The following is a 15,796-nucleotide window of genomic DNA, read 5'->3' on the forward strand; positions in this document are numbered from 1 at the left end:
ATCAATGGCACCAGCAGACCAGACCCGCAAGGCCCAGACCCACGAGGCAATGACAGGCGATGCCGCCTCGCGGCTGCTTGCCTGGTACGACGTACACCACCGCGAACTGCCGTGGCGCGTGACGCCGCGTGAGCATGCACGCGGCGTGCGGCCGGATCCCTACCGCATCTGGCTGTCCGAAGTCATGCTGCAGCAGACCACCGTCGAGGCGGTGAAATCCTACTTCCGTGCTTTTGTCGAGAAATGGCCGGATGTCGAGGCACTGGCCTCGGCACCAACCGAGGACGTCATGAAGGCCTGGGCGGGGCTCGGCTACTATTCCCGCGCGCGCAACCTCAAGGCTTGCGCTGATCTGGTGGCGGCGCGTGGCGGCCGCTTTCCCGACACCGAGGCTGCCTTGAGAGACCTGCCTGGCATCGGCGCCTACACCTCGGCCGCCATCACGGCGATCGCTTTCGACCGTCCCGCTGCGGTTGTCGACGGCAATGTCGAACGCGTTATCTCGAGGTTGTTTTCGATCACGACGCCTCTCAGCGAAGCCAAGGCAGAGATACGCGCCCATGTCGAGCGCCTGCTGCCGCCGACAAGGCCGGGCGATTTCGCCCAGGCGATGATGGACCTTGGCGCCACGATCTGCACGCCGCGCCGGCCGCGCTGCATGCTGTGTCCGCTGCGCGAGGATTGCAGCGCCGTCGTTTCAGGCGATCCCGAAAACTTCCCGGTGCGGCTGCCGAAAGCCGACAAGCCGCTGCGGCGCGGCGCTGCTTTCGTGGCCGTGCGAGAGGACGGTGCCCTTCTTCTGCGCAAACGGCCCGAGAAAGGTTTGCTGGGCGGCATGACGGAGGTGCCGACCACGGCCTGGACGGCGCGGGTGGATGGGGACACCACAGCGGCGGCGGCGCCCTTTTCCGGCGACTGGCGGCGCGCCGGGACAATCACGCATGTCTTCACCCATTTCGCCCTCGAGCTCGACGTCTTTCGCGCCAACATAAAAGATGATGCGCCGGCAGGATGTTTCTGGTCACCTGCCCATGAGATTGCCGGAGAGGCGCTGCCCACTGTCATGAAAAAGGCAATCGAGGCTGCGATACCCGGTGCGACGAAAAAGCCGTCACCGCTCAAAGCAAAGAGGCCCCATGACTGAAATCCGCCACATCGTTTTCGACATCGGCCGTGTGCTGATCCACTACGATCCAAACATCCCGTTCAGTCGCCTCATTCCCGATGCCGAAGAGAGACAGTGGTTCTTCGACAATGTCTGCACGCATGACTGGAACATCGAGCAGGATCGCGGACGAACCTGGGAAGAGGCCGAGGCGCTGCTGATCGCTGAGCACCCGGATCATTCGGAAAACATCCGCAATTTCCGCCGCCATTGGCACGAAATGGTGCCGCATGCCTATGACGACAGCGTCGCCATCATGCTCAGCCTGATCGAGCGCGGCCATGATGTGACCATGCTGACCAACTTCGCCTCCGACACTTTGGCCGAAGCCCGCAAACGCTTCGATTTTCTTGAGCGCCCGCGTGGGGTGACCATCTCCGGCGAGATCGGCAAGATCAAGCCGGATCGCGACATTTACGACCATCACGTGGCTGCGTTCGGCCTCGAACCATCGGCTACGCTGTTCATCGACGACAGCCAGAAGAATGTCGACGGCGCCCGGGCGGCGGGCTGGCAATCGGTGCTGTTCACCGATGCCAGGACGCTTAAAGCGGATCTTGAACGCTTCGGGATCAAGGCGTGATCTGAATCGCTTGCGGCGATCCGCTCGGATCTTGAATCAACGTGAAAGCGGCAATCGGCAGGGGTCAACCCCCTGCCCGCTCCATGCCGAGGCGGGCAATGCGGCGCAGTTCGTCGATCGGGGTGAGCCCACCGCTGCGCTCATAGTGCCAGAACGTCCAGCCGTTGCAGGCATCCAGCCCCTGCACTTCGGCGCCGATCTTGTGGATCGAGCCGGCGCTGTCGCCGATCGCCACCGTACCGTCGGCACGCACCTTGGCCGCCCAGCGCTTCTTGGCGTCATAGAGCGTGGCGCCCGGCATCACCAGCCCGGTGTCGATCAGGCTGACGAAGGCAACGCGCGGCTCGGCGCGCTTGCCGGTCAGGACAGTCAAATCGGCATCCTGCAGCGGCCGCACCGCATCGATGCGCTCATTGGCGGCGTCGATATAGGCCTGCTCGCGCTCGATGCCGACGAAATGGCGGCCGAGGCGCTTGGCCACGGCGCCTGTCGTGCCGGAGCCGAAGAAAGGATCGAGCACGATGTCGCCCGGCTTGGTCGAGGCCATCATGATGCGGGCCAGCAGCGCTTCAGGCTTCTGTGTCGGGTGCAGCTTGTCGCCATTGTCGTTCTTCAGCCGCTCGCCGCCGGTGCAGATCGGGAACAGCCAGTCGGAGCGCATCTGGACATCGTCATTGGACGCCTTCAACGCTTCATAGTTGAAAGTGTAGCCCTTGCCTTTCTGGTCGCGCGAGGCCCAGATCATCGTCTCATGGGCGTTCTGGAAGCGGCGACCGCGGAAATTCGGCATCGGATTGGTCTTGCGCCAGACCACGTCGTTGAGGATCCAGAAGCCCAGATCCTGCATCTTGGCGCCGACCCGGAAGATGTTGTGGTAGGAGCCAATGACCCAGATCGTGCCGTTGGGCTTCAGCACTCGCCGCGCCGCCAGCAACCAGGCACGGGTGAAAGCGTCGTAGGCTTCAAAACTCTCGAACTGATCCCAGTCGTCGTCGACCGCGTTGACCTTGGACTGATCGGGGCGATGCAGATCGCCGTCGAGCTGCAGATTGTAGGGCGGATCGGCGAAGATGACGTCGACCGATTTTTCCGGCAAGCGGTCGAGGGCCGCGACGCAGTCGCCTTTCAGGATCGTGTCCAGCCATTCGGATTGCTGGGGGGCAAGGGAAAGCTCGTCGAGAAGACGCACGGCAGACATTTTTACACCCGAGGCACGCGTTACTGTTTACTCCCCGTTATGGTTACCGATCAGCGTAAATATTCGGTGAAGGCCGGCGCGATCATCCGTCAGGTTTGCGAAGACCGGGCCATTGGTGTATGCCGCGCCGCTTGAGCCGAGAGGCCATTCCTCCACCCTCCTTATTCCGGATCACCATGCCCCAGCCAGACCTTGTCATTTTCGATTGCGACGGCGTGCTCGTCGATTCCGAAATCATCGCCGCGCGGGTCGAGGCGGAGTTGATAACCCTGGCCGGATACGAAATCTCGGCCGAGGAGATCGCGGAGACCTATGCGGGCCTCACGTTCAAGGACATCCTGATGCGGATCGAGGAGAAGTCCAAGATCCCGTTCCAGGCGTCACTGATCGATCGCGCCGAGGATCTGGTCGACCGCAAACTGCGAAGCGACGTCCGCGCCATCGAGGGCGTGCGCGAGGCGGTGGCCTCGGTCACGACACAGCGCTGCATCTGCTCCAACTCACGTTCGGCGCGGATCGAATTCATGCTGGAGAAGTTGCATCTGCTGCCGTTTTTCGCCGGCCGTATCTTCTCGGCGCTGGAGATCCCGAGCAAAAAGACCAAGCCCGCCCCGGACGTGTTCCTGTTCGCGGCGGAAAAACTAGGCGCGGACCCGGCGAACACCTTCGTCATCGAGGATTCCGTGCACGGCGTCACCGGCGCCAGGACAGCCGGCATGCGCGTGATCGGCTTCACCGGCGCCAGCCACAGCTATCCCGGCCATGCCGACGCGCTGACAGAGGCCGGCGCCGAGACGGTGATCCGCCGCTGGGCCGAGTTGAAAAGCGTTATCGCGGCACTATCGGAATGGTCGGCTGACGCCTGAGACGCGGGCGCCCGGGCGGACGCACGCTGTGTCCATGGCCGCTCAGTTCGTCGCCGCGGCCTTCTTCCTGTGGGTCTTCTTCGGCTTGTCGGTCGTCCCCTTCGGCGCGGTTTCGTCATAGCCGGCATAGGCCTGATAGTCCTGCGCCGTCGGCGCCGGCACGACGACATTGGAATCGGTGAAGACGAACTGGGTTGCGACCGAGGGATCGGTGACCTGGACCTGATACTGGTGGATCTGCGAGTAGAGCACCTCGGTGCCGTGCATCACCGCGGTGCGGATCGGCATGGTGATGGTGCCGGGCGAGAACTTGGGTCCCGGCACGATCTTGCCGGCGACCGCTATCTTCATGGTCATCTGTCCGTCGGCACGGCCACAATCACGGGTCACGTCGGCAATCGACGCCTGGTAAATGATCCTCGCCGAATCGTCGGGCGGAGTGGCGGCTGCGGCGTCGGCAGCAGCCTGAGCAGCGGCATCAGCCGCGGCGTCGCCTGTTTTCTTGACTTTGGGCTTGGCCTTCTTGACCTCGTTGGCATAGGTGTTGAAGAAGGCCGTACCGTCGCGCACCGTCACCCTCGGGCAATAGGCGTTCAACTGGCTGGCCAGGACCTTGGGATCCTGCGGCGGCGGTGGCGCTGCCGGGTCCTTCTTCTTGCCGAAGCCGAGGTCAAGGATGCCATTGTCGCCCGATTGGCAGCCGGCGGCGGCGAGCATAAAGCCGGTGAGCGCAAGACCCGCCAAAAAGCGGCCACGTGATGTACGAAACGCCATGAAACTGCACTTCCCTCTCGTAAAGCTGGTGACGTATATCAACGGCGCGGCAAAAATGCGACTGGAGCCGGCACAGAAATTAACCACCTTGTGGTGAACGGAAGAGCCGAGCAGCAACGGGACTGGGACATGCAATATGTGAGTACGCGCGGCGAAGCGCCCGCGCTTGGATTTTCCGATGCCGTGCTGGCCGGCCTGGCCCGTGATGGCGGACTCTACGTGCCACGCGAGTGGCCGCACTTCTCGGCAGCCGACATCCGTGCCATGCGAGGCCTTGCCTATCCCGACCTTGCCATACGCGTGCTGGCGCCGTTCCTCGGCGGCGAGATCGCGGCTCCGGTCTTCGAACGCCTGGTCCGTGAAGCCTATGCCACCTTCCGCCACGAAGCGGTCTGCCCGCTGGTCCAGACCGGCCCCAACACGTTTGTCCTCGAACTCTTCCATGGACCGACGCTGGCGTTCAAGGACGTGGCAATGCAGCTGCTCGCCCGGCTGATGGACCATGTGCTTGCCGAACGCGACCAGCATGCCACCATCGTCGGCGCCACTTCAGGCGACACCGGCGGCGCGGCCATCGACGCCTTTGCCGGGCGCAGCCGGACCGACATCTTCATCCTTTTCCCGCATGGCCGCGTTTCGCCGGTGCAGCAGCGGCAGATGACGACCTCGAAGGCTGAAAACGTCCATGCGCTGGCGATCGAAGGCAATTTCGACGACTGCCAGGGCCTGCTCAAGGACATGTTCAACGACCACGCTTTCCGTGACCGGGTGGCGTTGTCGGGGGTCAACTCGATCAACTGGGCGCGCATCATGGCCCAGATCGTCTACTATTTCTCCTCGGCCCTGTCGCTCGGCGCACCGGACAGGCCGGTGTCGTTCACGGTGCCGACCGGCAATTTCGGCGATATCTTTGCCGGCTACGCTGCCAAGAAGATGGGCCTGCCGATCGAACGGCTGGTCATCGCCACCAACGACAACGACATATTGGCCCGCACCTTCGCCACCGGCGAATACCGCACCAAGGGCGTCTTCGCCACCACCTCGCCATCGATGGATATCCAGGTGTCGTCGAATTTCGAACGCCTGCTGTTCGAGGCCTCGAACCGTGACGCGGCGACCGTGCGGCGCTACATGGATGGCCTGAAGCAGTCCGGCGCCTTCACCATTGAAACCCGCGAAATCAATGGGATGCGGTCCGAATTCGACGCCGGCCGCGCCACCATGGACGAGGTCGCCGCCACCATCCGCTCGACGCTCGCGGCCAGCAATTATCTTCTGGATCCGCATACCGCCGCAGCCGTGCATGTCGCGGCCGGCAAAACATCAGGCGCCGTGCCCATGGTGGTACTGGGCACCGCCCATCCGGCGAAATTTCCGGCCGCCGTCGAAGCCGCCAGCGGCGTCTCGCCCGCCCTGCCCGCATGGCTAGGGGGATTGATGACATTTGAGGAAAAATACACGGTACTTCCATCCGACCTGAAAATGGTGGAAGATTACGTCAGCCGCCGCGCGCGGGCGGCGCGTTAGGGAGTACGAGCCATATGGGTGTTGAGGTAAGCCGTCTGTCGAACGGCCTGACAGTCGCCACCGAAACCCTTCCAAGTATCGAATCGGTTGCCTTGGGTGCCTGGGTCAAGTCCGGCGCCCGCAATGAACGTGACGAAGAGCATGGCATGGCCCATCTGCTCGAGCATATGGCGTTCAAGGGCACAAAGCGGCGAAGCGCTTTCGAAATCGCCTCGGAAATCGAGGATGTCGGCGGCGAGATCAACGCCGCCACCAGCGTCGAGACCACGTCCTATTACGCCAGGGTGCTGTCCGACGACGTGCCGCTGGCGGTCGACATCCTTGCGGACATACTGCAGGAGTCCGAATTCGACCCGCAGGAACTCGAACGCGAGCAGCATGTGATCCTGCAGGAGATCGGTGCAGCGCACGACACACCCGATGATATCGTCTTCGACCGTTTCACCGAGACGGCCTTTCGCCACCAGACAATCGGCCGCTCCATTCTGGGCACGCCGGAAACCGTCAAATCCTTCACTTCCAAGCAGTTGCACGACTTCATCGAACGCCAATACGGCGCCGAGCGGATGGTGATCGTGGCCGCAGGCGACATCAAGCACGACAATTTCGTGCGCGAGGTCGAGAAGCAGCTCGGCGGCTTTCGCAGCAAGGCCGACAGCACCATTCCGCAATATGCGCAGTATGTCGGTGGCGATTTCCGCGAGGACCGCGACCTGATGGATGCGCAGATCGTGCTGGGCTTCGAGGGCCGCGCCTACCATGTGCGCGACTTCTACGCCTCGCAGGTGCTGTCGATGATCCTCGGCGGCGGCATGTCGTCGCGGCTGTTCCAGGAAGTCCGTGAGAAACGTGGCCTGTGCTATTCGGTCTATGCTTTCCACTGGGGCTTTTCCGACACCGGCATATTCGGCGTCCACGCCGCGACCGGCCAGAGCGACATTGCCGAACTGGTACCTGTCATCATCGACGAACTGCAGAAGGCCGGAGAGAGCATCCTGCAGGAAGAACTCGACCGGGCGCGCGCCCAGTATCGCGCCGGGCTGATCATGTCGGCCGAAAGCCCGGCCAGCCGGGCCTCGCAGATCGCGCGGCAACTGCTCTTGTTCGGCAGGCCGATCGCCAAGGAGGAATTGATGGAGCGCCTCTCGGCGCTGACCGTGGAGCGGCTGACCGACCTGTCGTCGCGGATGTTCTCGACCAAGCCGACGCTTACCGCTGTCGGGCCCGTGGGTACGCTGGCGCCATATGAGGCGATTCTCGATTCGCTTCCGGGCACGCAGACCACGGCCCGCAGGCTCGCCGTCTAAGTCCCCAAAGCGTCGTGTTCGCGCTCCCTTTCTTTCGCCGTGACCTGCCGGCGCTAAAGGGCAACCTCGTTACGCTGCGCGTTCCATTCACCAATGACTACCGTGAATGGTCGACGTTGCGCGGCGAAAGCCGGGCATTCCTGGAGCCGTGGGAGCCGCGCTGGACGCCCGACGAACTCGACCGCACGGCATGGCGCCTGCGCATCTCCCGCTACCGCGAGGACTATGCGCAAGGCACCGCGATCGCCTTCTTCATCTTCGAGAAGTCGAGCGGCAAGCTGGCTGGCGGAATCACGCTCGGCAACATACGCCACGGTGTCTCGCAAAGCGGCCATGTCGGCTACTGGATCGGCGAGCGCTTCGGCGGCCGCGGGCTGATGACCGACGCGGTCAAGGTCGTGGCCCGCTTTGCCTTCGATACGCTGAGGTTGCACCGGATCGAAGCGGCCTGTATTCCCGACAATATCCGGTCGGTCCGCGTGCTTGAAAAAGCCGGATTCCGGCGCGAAGGACTCTTAAGATCCTATCTCAGGATCAACGGCATCTGGCAGGACCACTACCTCTACGCCCGGATCGCGGACGATCCGCCGAGCGCTGGAACGAAGGACTGATTTTTGACGAATTTCCTGCGCAACGGGCCGCTGTTCGCCTTTGTCCTCGCGGCAATCCTGACGCTGTGCGCGGCATCGTCGGCCTTTGCCGTCGAACCGATCAAGATCGCCCGCGACGACGTCGCGCTCGACCTGTCGCGCGCCTTCGAGATCTACCGCAACCAGGGTGAGAACTTCCAGGTGTCGACGGCGCCCGGGCCAGACGGCATCGTGCGGCGCATCGAGGTCGAGGCCAATGACGCGCGCTCGACCGGTGACTGGGCGGTGTTCGCGCTGGCCAACACCACCGACCAGCAGCTCGACAGGCTGATCGTGGCGCCGCATTTCCGACTGGTGAATTCCGGCATCTTCTGGCCCGATCTTGGCGCCACCCGCATTGCCGCCATCACGCCCAGCGAGGGCTTCGCGCTCGACCGCCAGACCAGCCCCGATGCCGATGTGTTCCGGGTGACGCTGAACCCGGGAACGGTGATCACCTTCATCGCCGAGCTCGCCTCGCCCAAGCTGCCGCAGGTGTATCTCTGGGAGCCGGAAGCCTACAAGGACTCGGTCAACTCCTATACGCTGTTTCGCGGCATCGTCATCGGCATCGCCGGTCTGCTGGCACTGTTCCTGACCATCCTTTTCGTGGTCAAGGGAACCTCCATGTTCCCGGCGACCGCAGCCCTTGCTTGGGCGGTGCTTGCCTATATCTGCGTCGATTTCGGCTTCCTCAACAAGGTCATCGAGATTTCGCCCGGCAATGAGCAGATGTGGCGAGCTGGTACGGAGGTGGCGCTTGCCGCGACCTTCGTGGTGTTCCTGTTCGCTTATCTCAACCTCAACCGATGGCACGGCCATTTCAGCTACGGCGCCCTGGTCTGGATCCTTGGGCTGCTCCTGATCGCCGGTGTCGCCATAGTCGATCCGGCGGTCGCCGCCGGCATCGCCCGTATCTCCTTTGCCGCCACCGCGTTGACCGGGCTCGGGCTGATCATCTTCCTCGGGATTCGCGGCTATGATCGTGCGATCATGCTGGTGCCCAGTTGGGTCATGGTTCTGTTGTGGCTATGCGGGTCGTGGATGGCGATCACCGGCATGCTCGACAACGACATCGCCCAGCCGGCGCTCGGCGGCGGGCTGATCCTGATCATCCTGCTGATCGGCTTCACCGTCATGCAACATGCCTTTGCCGGCGGCGCGCTGCATCAGGGGCTGTTCTCCGACCTCGAACGCCAGGCGCTGGCGGTTGCCGGTTCGGGCGACACGGTGTGGGACTGGGACGTCCTGCGCGACCGTGTGGTCACCAAGCCCGATGTCAGCATCCAGCTCGGCCTGGCGCCCAACAGCCTGGGGGGGGCGGCGCGCAACTGGCTGCCGGTGCTGCATGCCGACGACCGCGACACGTTCCGCACGACGCTCGACGTGGTGCTGGAGCATCGCCGTGGCCGGGTGGCGCAGAATTTCCGCCTGCGTGGCGCCGACGGGCATTACCACTGGTTCGCCCTCCGCGCGCGCCCCGTCATCGGATCGGACGGCGAGGTCATACGCTGCGTCGGCACCATGGTCGACGTCACCGAGCAGAAGAAGTCCGAGGAGCGGCTGCTGCACGACGCCGTGCACGACAACCTGACCGGCCTGCCGAACCGCGAATTGTTCATGAACCGGCTGGAAGCGATCATCTCGATCGCACGCACCGAAGAGAAGGTACGTCCGACCGTCTTCGTCATCGACATAGACCGCTTCAAGCAGGTCAATGACGGGCTCGGCATCTCGGCCGGTGACACCATCCTGCTCACCATAGCGCGCCGCCTGCACCGGCTGCTGAAGCCGAAGGATTCACTGTCGCGCTTCGCCGGCGATCAGTTCGCGCTGATGCTTTTGTCCGAACAGGACCCTGCCCGCATCGCCGGTGTGGCGGATGCCATCAAGCACGCGATCAACAACCCGATCACCTTCGCCAAGCGCGAGATCGTGCTGACCGCCTCGATCGGCTTGATCACCTGGACATCAGCGCAGACCTCTGCCGAGGACATGGTCAAGGACGCCGAGCTTGCCATGCACCAGGCCAAGCGTTTTGGCGGCGACAGGATCGAGCCGTTCCGCCCGGCTTTCCGCACCGTCGGCACCGACCGGCTGCAGTTCGAATCCGATTTGCGGCGCGCCATCGAGCGGCGCGAATTCACGCTTGCCTACCAGCCGATCGTGCGCCTGGAAGATGGCAGCGTTGCCGGCTTCGAAGCCTTGCTGCGCTGGGATCATCCGCGTCGCGGCATGATCCCGCCGGCGGACTTCATCCCGGTCGCCGAAAGCTGCGGGCTGATCGTGCAGCTTGGGCTGTTCGCCATGCAGCAGGCGGCCGAGGATCTCGCTGGATGGCAGAAGCAGATCGGCGATGCGCCGCTGTCGGTCTCGGTCAACCTGTCCAGCCGTCAGCTCATCCGCCGCGACCTGGTCAGTGATGTCCGCTCGGTCATCGCGCGGGCCAATCTGAAGCCGCGCTGCTTCCGGCTGGAACTCACCGAGTCCCTTGTCATGGATAATCCCGAGCAGACCGCCCATGTGCTGACCAAGCTGAAGCAACTCGGCATCGGGCTGTCGCTGGACGATTTCGGCACCGGCTATTCCTCGCTTGCCTATCTGACGCGGTTCCCGTTCGACACCATCAAGATCGACAAGAGTTTCGTCGACGACAACACGCCCAAGCGCGCTGTGCTGCTCAAATCCATGGTCAACATGGCGCATGAGCTCGGCCTGTCGGTGGTCGCCGAGGGCATATCGGACGAGCGCGACGCGCTGGAACTGCGTCAGATGGGTTGCGAATACGTCCAAAGCTTCATGTTCGGCGCCCCGATGCCGGGCGACCAGGTGCTGAAGACGTTGAAGGAACAATATCCGCTGACGCAGGCGTGATGCGTCCACGCTTCGGCAGCTTCAGGCGTGACCGGCGGCGAGGCTAAGATGCGCCAGATCGATGCCGATCGAGGCGAGGATGCGATCGTATTTGCGCTCGATATCGGCGTCGAACAGAAGCCCGGGGCTGGCCGGGCAGGTCAGCCAGCCATTCTCGGCGATCTCGGTTTCCAGTTGGCCGGCGCCCCAGCCAGAATAACCCAGTGCCATCAGCGCATGGCGCGGGCCGCGGCCCGACGATATGGCGCGCAAGATGTCGACCGTTGCCGTCAGGCAGATATCGTCGGAAACGGTCAGCGACGATTCCACGCGATAGTCGCCGGAATGCAGCACGAAGCCCCGGCTGCGATCGACAGGGCCGCCATTGCGCACGACGAAATCGCGCGCCTGCGCCGGCAGGCGGATCGCCTCCTGCTCGTTCATGATGCCGAGTTGCACGAGAAGGTCCGGAAACAGCATCTGCTGTGTCTGGTTGATGATCAGGCCCATCGCGCCTTCATCGCTGTGCGCGCAGATGTAGATGACCGAGCGCGTGAAACGGTCGTCCTTCATGCCGGGCATGGCAATCAGGAACTGATCGTCGAGAAAGCCGCGTCCAGCGGCCGTCTTCTTGTGGCGCAACAAATCCATGGCAGGGAGGGTACCGTGTTTCCCGGGCGCCGAAAAGATGTGCCGCGCCGGATTCGACCAAAGCCCATGTTGCCGGTGGGCCTTGCTTGCCACCGGGGGTCACGCAAATATGATGCCGGCAAGGCCATGAAATCATTGCACCGCCGCGAACGGACGATCAAATCACCGCCATGCAAAGCTTAAAAATCCTGGTGCTCGGCACCGCCATCGGATTGGTGACCGTCCTCCCCGCCTCCGCTTCCTCATCCGCCTGGTACAACAGCGAAGGCGGCAAGGTGCGGCTGGTGACATCAGGCAAACCGGACCAGGCCGGCCGCATCCAGGGCGTGCTCGACATAGCGCTCAAGCCCGGCTGGAAGACCTATTGGCGCGATCCAGGCGACGCTGGCGTGCCGCCGCAACTCGACATTTCAGCCAGCACCAATATCGCCAATGCCGCCCTCTCGTTTCCGGCGCCCCAGCGCCACGACGATGGTTATGGCAAATGGGCCGGCTACAATTATCCGGTTTCGCTGCCCGTGACGTTCACGCTGGCGACCCCGAACCAACCGGCGGTCATCGACGCAGATATCTTTCTCGGCATTTGTGAAACGATCTGCATCCCGGTGCAGACGCGGCTGACCGTCGACCCCACTTCCGATCCCGACAATGCTGACGACGCAGCATTGGTAAAGGCGAGTTTCACGGCTTTGCCGGCGCAGGCAAGGCCTGATTTCGGCATCAACGTGCTGCCGGGCGACCACGAGACGCTGGTTGTCGAGGCAAGCTTTCCCGGTGACCCGGAGGCGGCGGATTTCTTCGTCGCCGGTGAGCGGGACTACATGTTCGGCGCCCCCTCCCGCAGCGAGAAGGATGGCAAGCTGATCTTCACCGTACCGATCCTCGACCGTCCTTCGACAACGCCCACGGATGGCGGGCTTCATTACACACTGACGAGTTCGGCGGGTGCGGTCGAAGGACTGCTGCCTTTCCCTTGATGCCTCGATGGTTGCAGGAAGCCGCCGAGTTCGCTACGCAAGCACGCACTCTTCCCATTCCCCAAGCGAGGAACTCATGACCATTTCCGTTGGCGACAAGCTGCCCGAGGCGACTTTCAAGACAATGACCGCCGATGGCGCCAAGGCGATCACGTCAGCCGAGATTTTCCCGGGCAAGAAGGTGGTTCTGTTCGGTGTTCCCGGCGCCTTCACGCCGACCTGCAGCAACAACCATCTGCCCGGCTATCTCGAAAACCATGACGCCATCCTGGCGCGTGGCGTCGACACCATCGCAGTCGTTTCGGTCAACGACGTTCATGTCATGGGCGTCTGGGCCCGTTTCACCGGCGGTGAGGGCAAGATCCTGTTCCTCGCCGACGGCAACGGCGATTTCGCCAAGGCGGTCGGCCTCGATGCCGATTATTCCGGTGGCGGCATGGGCCTGCGCTCGAAGCGGTTTTCGATGGTCGTCGACGACGGCAAGGTGACCGCGGTCAATGTCGAGACCAAGCCCGGCGTCGACGAGTCCGGCGCGGCTCACATTCTCGGACAGCTCTGAACTTTTACGATTGCATCGGGCGAGGCAGCGACGGCTGGCCTCGCCCGAACCGCTTGCACTCCAGAGCTGCCGATTTTTCGGGGGTCCCAACAATGTTTGACGTCTTCTGGCGCGTTATCGCGATCGGCGTCGGCGCCACGGCGCTGATGGATCTCTGGGCCATTTTCCTGCACAAGGCGTTCGGCCAGCCACGGCCAAACTGGGGACCGGTCGGGCGCTGGGTCTGGCATCTCGGTGACAAGGTCTTTCACGATGATATCGGCGATGCAGCGCCCTACGCGCACGAAGTGGCGTTGGGCTGGGCCTTTCACTATTTCGTCGGCATCGTCTACGGCATCATCCTGGTGGTGGTGGCTGGTGCCGGCTGGCTTGCCGCGCCGACCTTCCTGCCGGCCTTCATCCTCGGCATCGTCACCGTCGGTGCCGGCTGGTTTCTGCTGGCGCCCGGCATGGGAGCGGGATGGGCAGCGTCGAAACGACCCAATCCCATGCGGATCCGGGCGCTCAACCTGGTTTCGCACACAGTGTTCGCGCTCGGGCTTTGGAGCACCGCGCTGCTGATCCGCTGAGGCTTCAGGGCTGTTCCAGCCTGTCGATCGGCCGCCATCCGTGGATGACGTGACGCACGCCGATATCGTAGGCAAAATAGTTGCCGCCGCCGGCCGGCTGATCCGCGTCGCGGCTGATTTCCCGCCCGCCGAGGGAGAGAAGGAGGAGCGTTCCCACGCCTCCATGGCCCACAATAGCAATGTCGCCAGCGTCATGCGTGCCGAGCACGGCGCGGACCTCGCTCACGATACGATGTTGCGCATCCATTGCCCGCTCCCACCCGCGAACGCTTTTGCGCGGATTGGCGAAGAACTCGTCGGCGACCGCTTCGAACTCCAGCGGCGGCAGGAAGCCTGTCGCCGACCGGTCATTCTCATGCGTCCGTTCCCTCACATCGACGGCAAGGCCGACATGGCTTGCGAGGATCTCAGCGGTTTCTATCGCCTTGCGTTCAGCGGAAGATACGATGCGCCGGATCGATCCGACCCACGGTTGATCAAGCATGGCAACGGCTCTCGCCCGGCCGACGTCCGATAGACCCCATTCCGGCACGGGAACGGTGGCATCGACCTGAACCTGGGGATGCGTCACATAGTAGAGGATCGGCATGGTCGAGAGGTTACTACCTGAGCACGGAGCAGTTGCCGGAAATCAATAGCTCTGTGTCGAACGACGCGCTTTCGTGGCCGGCGGCTGTCTTGCCTGGACATCCGGCTTCGGCCCCACCGGCTTGAAGGAGCCTTTCTTGAACGGCGCCATGCCTTCCCTGGCCAACTCGTCGGCGCGTTCGTTCTCGGTATGACCGTCATGGCCCTTGACCCAGTTCCAGGTGACCTTGTGGCGCCGGTTGGCTTCGTCGAGCGCCTGCCACAGTTCACCGTTCTTGACCGGCTTCTTGTCGGCGGTCTTCCAGCCGTTCTTCTTCCAGCCATGGATCCATTTGGAAATGCCGTCCATGACATATTTGCTGTCGGTGTGAAGCTCGACCGTGCAAGGCTCCTTCAGCGCATTGAGCGCCGAGATGGCGGCCAGCAACTCCATGCGGTTGTTGGTCGTCTCGGCCTCGCCGCCCGAAAGTTCCTTGGTGGTGCCGTTGAAGCGCAAGATCGCACCCCAGCCGCCAGGGCCGGGATTGCCCGAACAGGCGCCGTCGGTGAAGATTTCAACCTGTTTGCTCATGATACCCCGTATTCGGCCAATCCATATTCCGAAGCAGATTTGATTGCCCGATGGAACCGCATCCGTCTGATGTACTCGGTCGGATCGCGCTTCATGACCAGGCCACCATCGGGAACGGTGAGCCAGTCGTAGAGCCGGGTCAACATGAAGCGCAGGGCCGAGCCGCGAGCCAGGATCGGAAGGGCTGCCTTTTCCTGATCGCTCAGGGGCCGCACGCTCTGATAGCCGGCGAGCAGCGCCTTGCCCTTCGTGAGATTGAAGGAAAAATCCTTCTCGAAGCACCAGGCGTTGAGGCAGGTGGCGACGTCGTAAGCGTAGAGGTCGTTGCAGGCGAAATAGAAGTCGATCAGGCCGGAGAGCTTTTCGCCGAGGAAAAACACATTGTCCGGGAAAAGATCGGCATGGATGATGCCTTCGGGGAGACCCTTTGGCCAGTTCCGCTCGAAATCGGCGAAGTCGGCATCGACTTCGGCCGCCAGGCCCGGCTCAACCTCGTCGGCCCGGCCGCGGGCTGCGGTCCACAGCTTGCGCCAGCCTTCGATGGCGAGCGCGTTGGGACGGGTCATCGAGAAATCGGCGCCGGCCAGGTGCAGGGCGGCCAGCGCCTTGCCGACTTCGGCGCAATGCGTCGCTGTCGGCCGTCGCAGCGAAAGCCCTTCGAGGAAGGTGATGATGACCGCCGGACGGCCGGCGAGTGTGCCGATGACGCTGCCGTCATGCGCTGTCACCGGCAGCGGGCAGGACACGCCCTTGTTGGCGAGATGGCCCATCAGCCCAAGGAAGAACGGCAGGTCCGCCTTCTCGACGCGCTTCTCATAGAGCGTCAGGATGTAGGAGCCGGTGGAGGTGTGCAGCAGGAAGTTCGAATTCTCGGTGCCTTCGGCGATGCCCTTGTAGGACAGGAGATCGCCGACCGGGTAGTGCTTCAGGAAAGCGCCGAGTTCGCCCTCCGCAACATCGGTGTAGACCGCCATGTGCC

Annotated in this window: 16 protein-coding genes; 10 read left to right on the plus strand and 6 right to left on the minus strand. The window is 63.2% G+C overall.

Annotation, left to right across the window (positions count from 1 at the left end):
- Positions 1–4 precede the first annotated feature (4 nt).
- A complete protein-coding gene (gene mutY, locus EB815_RS27850; protein WP_056563900.1) occupies positions 5–1,144 on the plus strand; it encodes an A/G-specific adenine glycosylase in 1,140 nt (379 codons plus the stop codon).
- Positions 1,137–1,748, plus strand: coding sequence for an HAD family hydrolase (locus tag EB815_RS27855; protein ID WP_056563903.1), 612 nt, complete (start codon positions 1,137–1,139; stop codon positions 1,746–1,748). The genes mutY and EB815_RS27855 overlap by 8 nt, the downstream gene beginning before the upstream one ends.
- 64 nt (positions 1,749–1,812) lie before the next feature.
- On the opposite strand, the gene EB815_RS27860 is transcribed toward EB815_RS27855, so the two are convergent.
- The gene (locus EB815_RS27860; protein WP_056563906.1) at positions 1,813–2,946 is read right to left on the minus strand and encodes a site-specific DNA-methyltransferase; all 1,134 of its coding nucleotides are present in this window, start codon (positions 2,944–2,946) and stop codon (positions 1,813–1,815) included.
- Between the two features lie 176 nt (positions 2,947–3,122).
- Here EB815_RS27860 and EB815_RS27865 point away from each other — a divergent pair, with 176 nt between their 5' ends.
- Positions 3,123–3,812, plus strand: a complete 690-nt coding sequence (locus tag EB815_RS27865; RefSeq protein ID WP_056563909.1) for an HAD family hydrolase — start codon at positions 3,123–3,125, stop codon at positions 3,810–3,812.
- Positions 3,813–3,854: 42 nt separating this feature from the next.
- Here the strand turns inward: EB815_RS27865 and EB815_RS27870 are convergent, their stop codons facing one another.
- On the minus strand, positions 3,855–4,586 hold the full coding sequence (locus EB815_RS27870) for a hypothetical protein (RefSeq protein ID WP_056563912.1): 732 nt from the start codon (positions 4,584–4,586) through the stop codon (positions 3,855–3,857).
- 129 nt (positions 4,587–4,715) lie between these two features.
- Between EB815_RS27870 and thrC the strand changes: the two genes are divergently transcribed.
- Genes thrC through EB815_RS27890 form a run of 4 tightly spaced genes read left to right on the plus strand, consistent with a single transcriptional unit; the run spans position 4,716 to position 10,923 of the window.
- Positions 4,716–6,113, plus strand: coding sequence for a threonine synthase (gene thrC / locus EB815_RS27875; protein ID WP_056565622.1), 1,398 nt, complete (start codon positions 4,716–4,718; stop codon positions 6,111–6,113).
- Between the two features lie 14 nt (positions 6,114–6,127).
- Entirely contained in the window at positions 6,128–7,420 is a 1,293-nt protein-coding gene (locus tag EB815_RS27880; protein WP_056563914.1) for a M16 family metallopeptidase, read from the plus strand.
- Between the two features lie 14 nt (positions 7,421–7,434).
- A complete protein-coding gene (locus tag EB815_RS27885) occupies positions 7,435–8,031 on the plus strand; it encodes a GNAT family N-acetyltransferase (protein WP_056563916.1) in 597 nt (198 codons plus the stop codon).
- 3 nt (positions 8,032–8,034) lie between these two features.
- Positions 8,035–10,923, plus strand: a complete 2,889-nt coding sequence (locus EB815_RS27890) for an EAL domain-containing protein (protein WP_056563918.1) — start codon at positions 8,035–8,037, stop codon at positions 10,921–10,923.
- 21 nt (positions 10,924–10,944) lie between these two features.
- On the opposite strand, the gene EB815_RS27895 is transcribed toward EB815_RS27890, so the two are convergent.
- Positions 10,945–11,553 carry a YqgE/AlgH family protein gene (locus EB815_RS27895; RefSeq protein WP_056563921.1) on the minus strand — a complete coding sequence of 203 codons (609 nt, stop codon included), beginning with the start codon at positions 11,551–11,553 and terminating at the stop codon, positions 10,945–10,947.
- Positions 11,554–11,723: 170 nt separating this feature from the next.
- On the opposite strand from EB815_RS27895, the gene EB815_RS27900 reads away from it, so the two are divergent.
- The 3 genes from EB815_RS27900 to EB815_RS27910 all read left to right on the plus strand — a co-directional run bounded on the left by EB815_RS27900 (position 11,724) and on the right by EB815_RS27910 (position 13,658).
- The gene (locus tag EB815_RS27900; RefSeq protein WP_056563924.1) at positions 11,724–12,530 is read left to right on the plus strand and encodes a protein-disulfide reductase DsbD domain-containing protein; all 807 of its coding nucleotides are present in this window, start codon (positions 11,724–11,726) and stop codon (positions 12,528–12,530) included.
- Positions 12,531–12,606: 76 nt separating this feature from the next.
- Positions 12,607–13,089, plus strand: coding sequence for a peroxiredoxin (locus tag EB815_RS27905; protein ID WP_065004956.1), 483 nt, complete (start codon positions 12,607–12,609; stop codon positions 13,087–13,089).
- Positions 13,090–13,181: 92 nt separating this feature from the next.
- Positions 13,182–13,658 carry a DUF2938 domain-containing protein gene (locus EB815_RS27910; RefSeq protein ID WP_056563930.1) on the plus strand — a complete coding sequence of 159 codons (477 nt, stop codon included), beginning with the start codon at positions 13,182–13,184 and terminating at the stop codon, positions 13,656–13,658.
- Between the two features lie 4 nt (positions 13,659–13,662).
- Here EB815_RS27910 and EB815_RS27915 read toward each other — a convergent pair whose 3' ends face one another.
- The 3 genes from EB815_RS27915 to EB815_RS27925 are packed head-to-tail and all read right to left on the minus strand — an operon-like array spanning position 13,663 to position 15,791.
- Entirely contained in the window at positions 13,663–14,247 is a 585-nt protein-coding gene (locus EB815_RS27915; protein ID WP_056563933.1) for a histidine phosphatase family protein, read from the minus strand.
- A 42-nt stretch (positions 14,248–14,289) separates the two neighbouring features.
- Positions 14,290–14,817, minus strand: a complete 528-nt coding sequence (gene rnhA, locus EB815_RS27920) for a ribonuclease HI (RefSeq protein WP_056563937.1) — start codon at positions 14,815–14,817, stop codon at positions 14,290–14,292.
- Positions 14,814–15,791, minus strand: a complete 978-nt coding sequence (locus tag EB815_RS27925; protein ID WP_056563942.1) for a homoserine kinase — start codon at positions 15,789–15,791, stop codon at positions 14,814–14,816. The genes rnhA and EB815_RS27925 overlap by 4 nt, the downstream gene beginning before the upstream one ends.
- Between the last annotated feature and the right edge of the window lie 5 nt (positions 15,792–15,796).

Source organism: Mesorhizobium loti (genome assembly GCF_013170705.1).
GTDB classification, from domain to species: domain Bacteria; phylum Pseudomonadota; class Alphaproteobacteria; order Rhizobiales; family Rhizobiaceae; genus Mesorhizobium; species Mesorhizobium loti_D.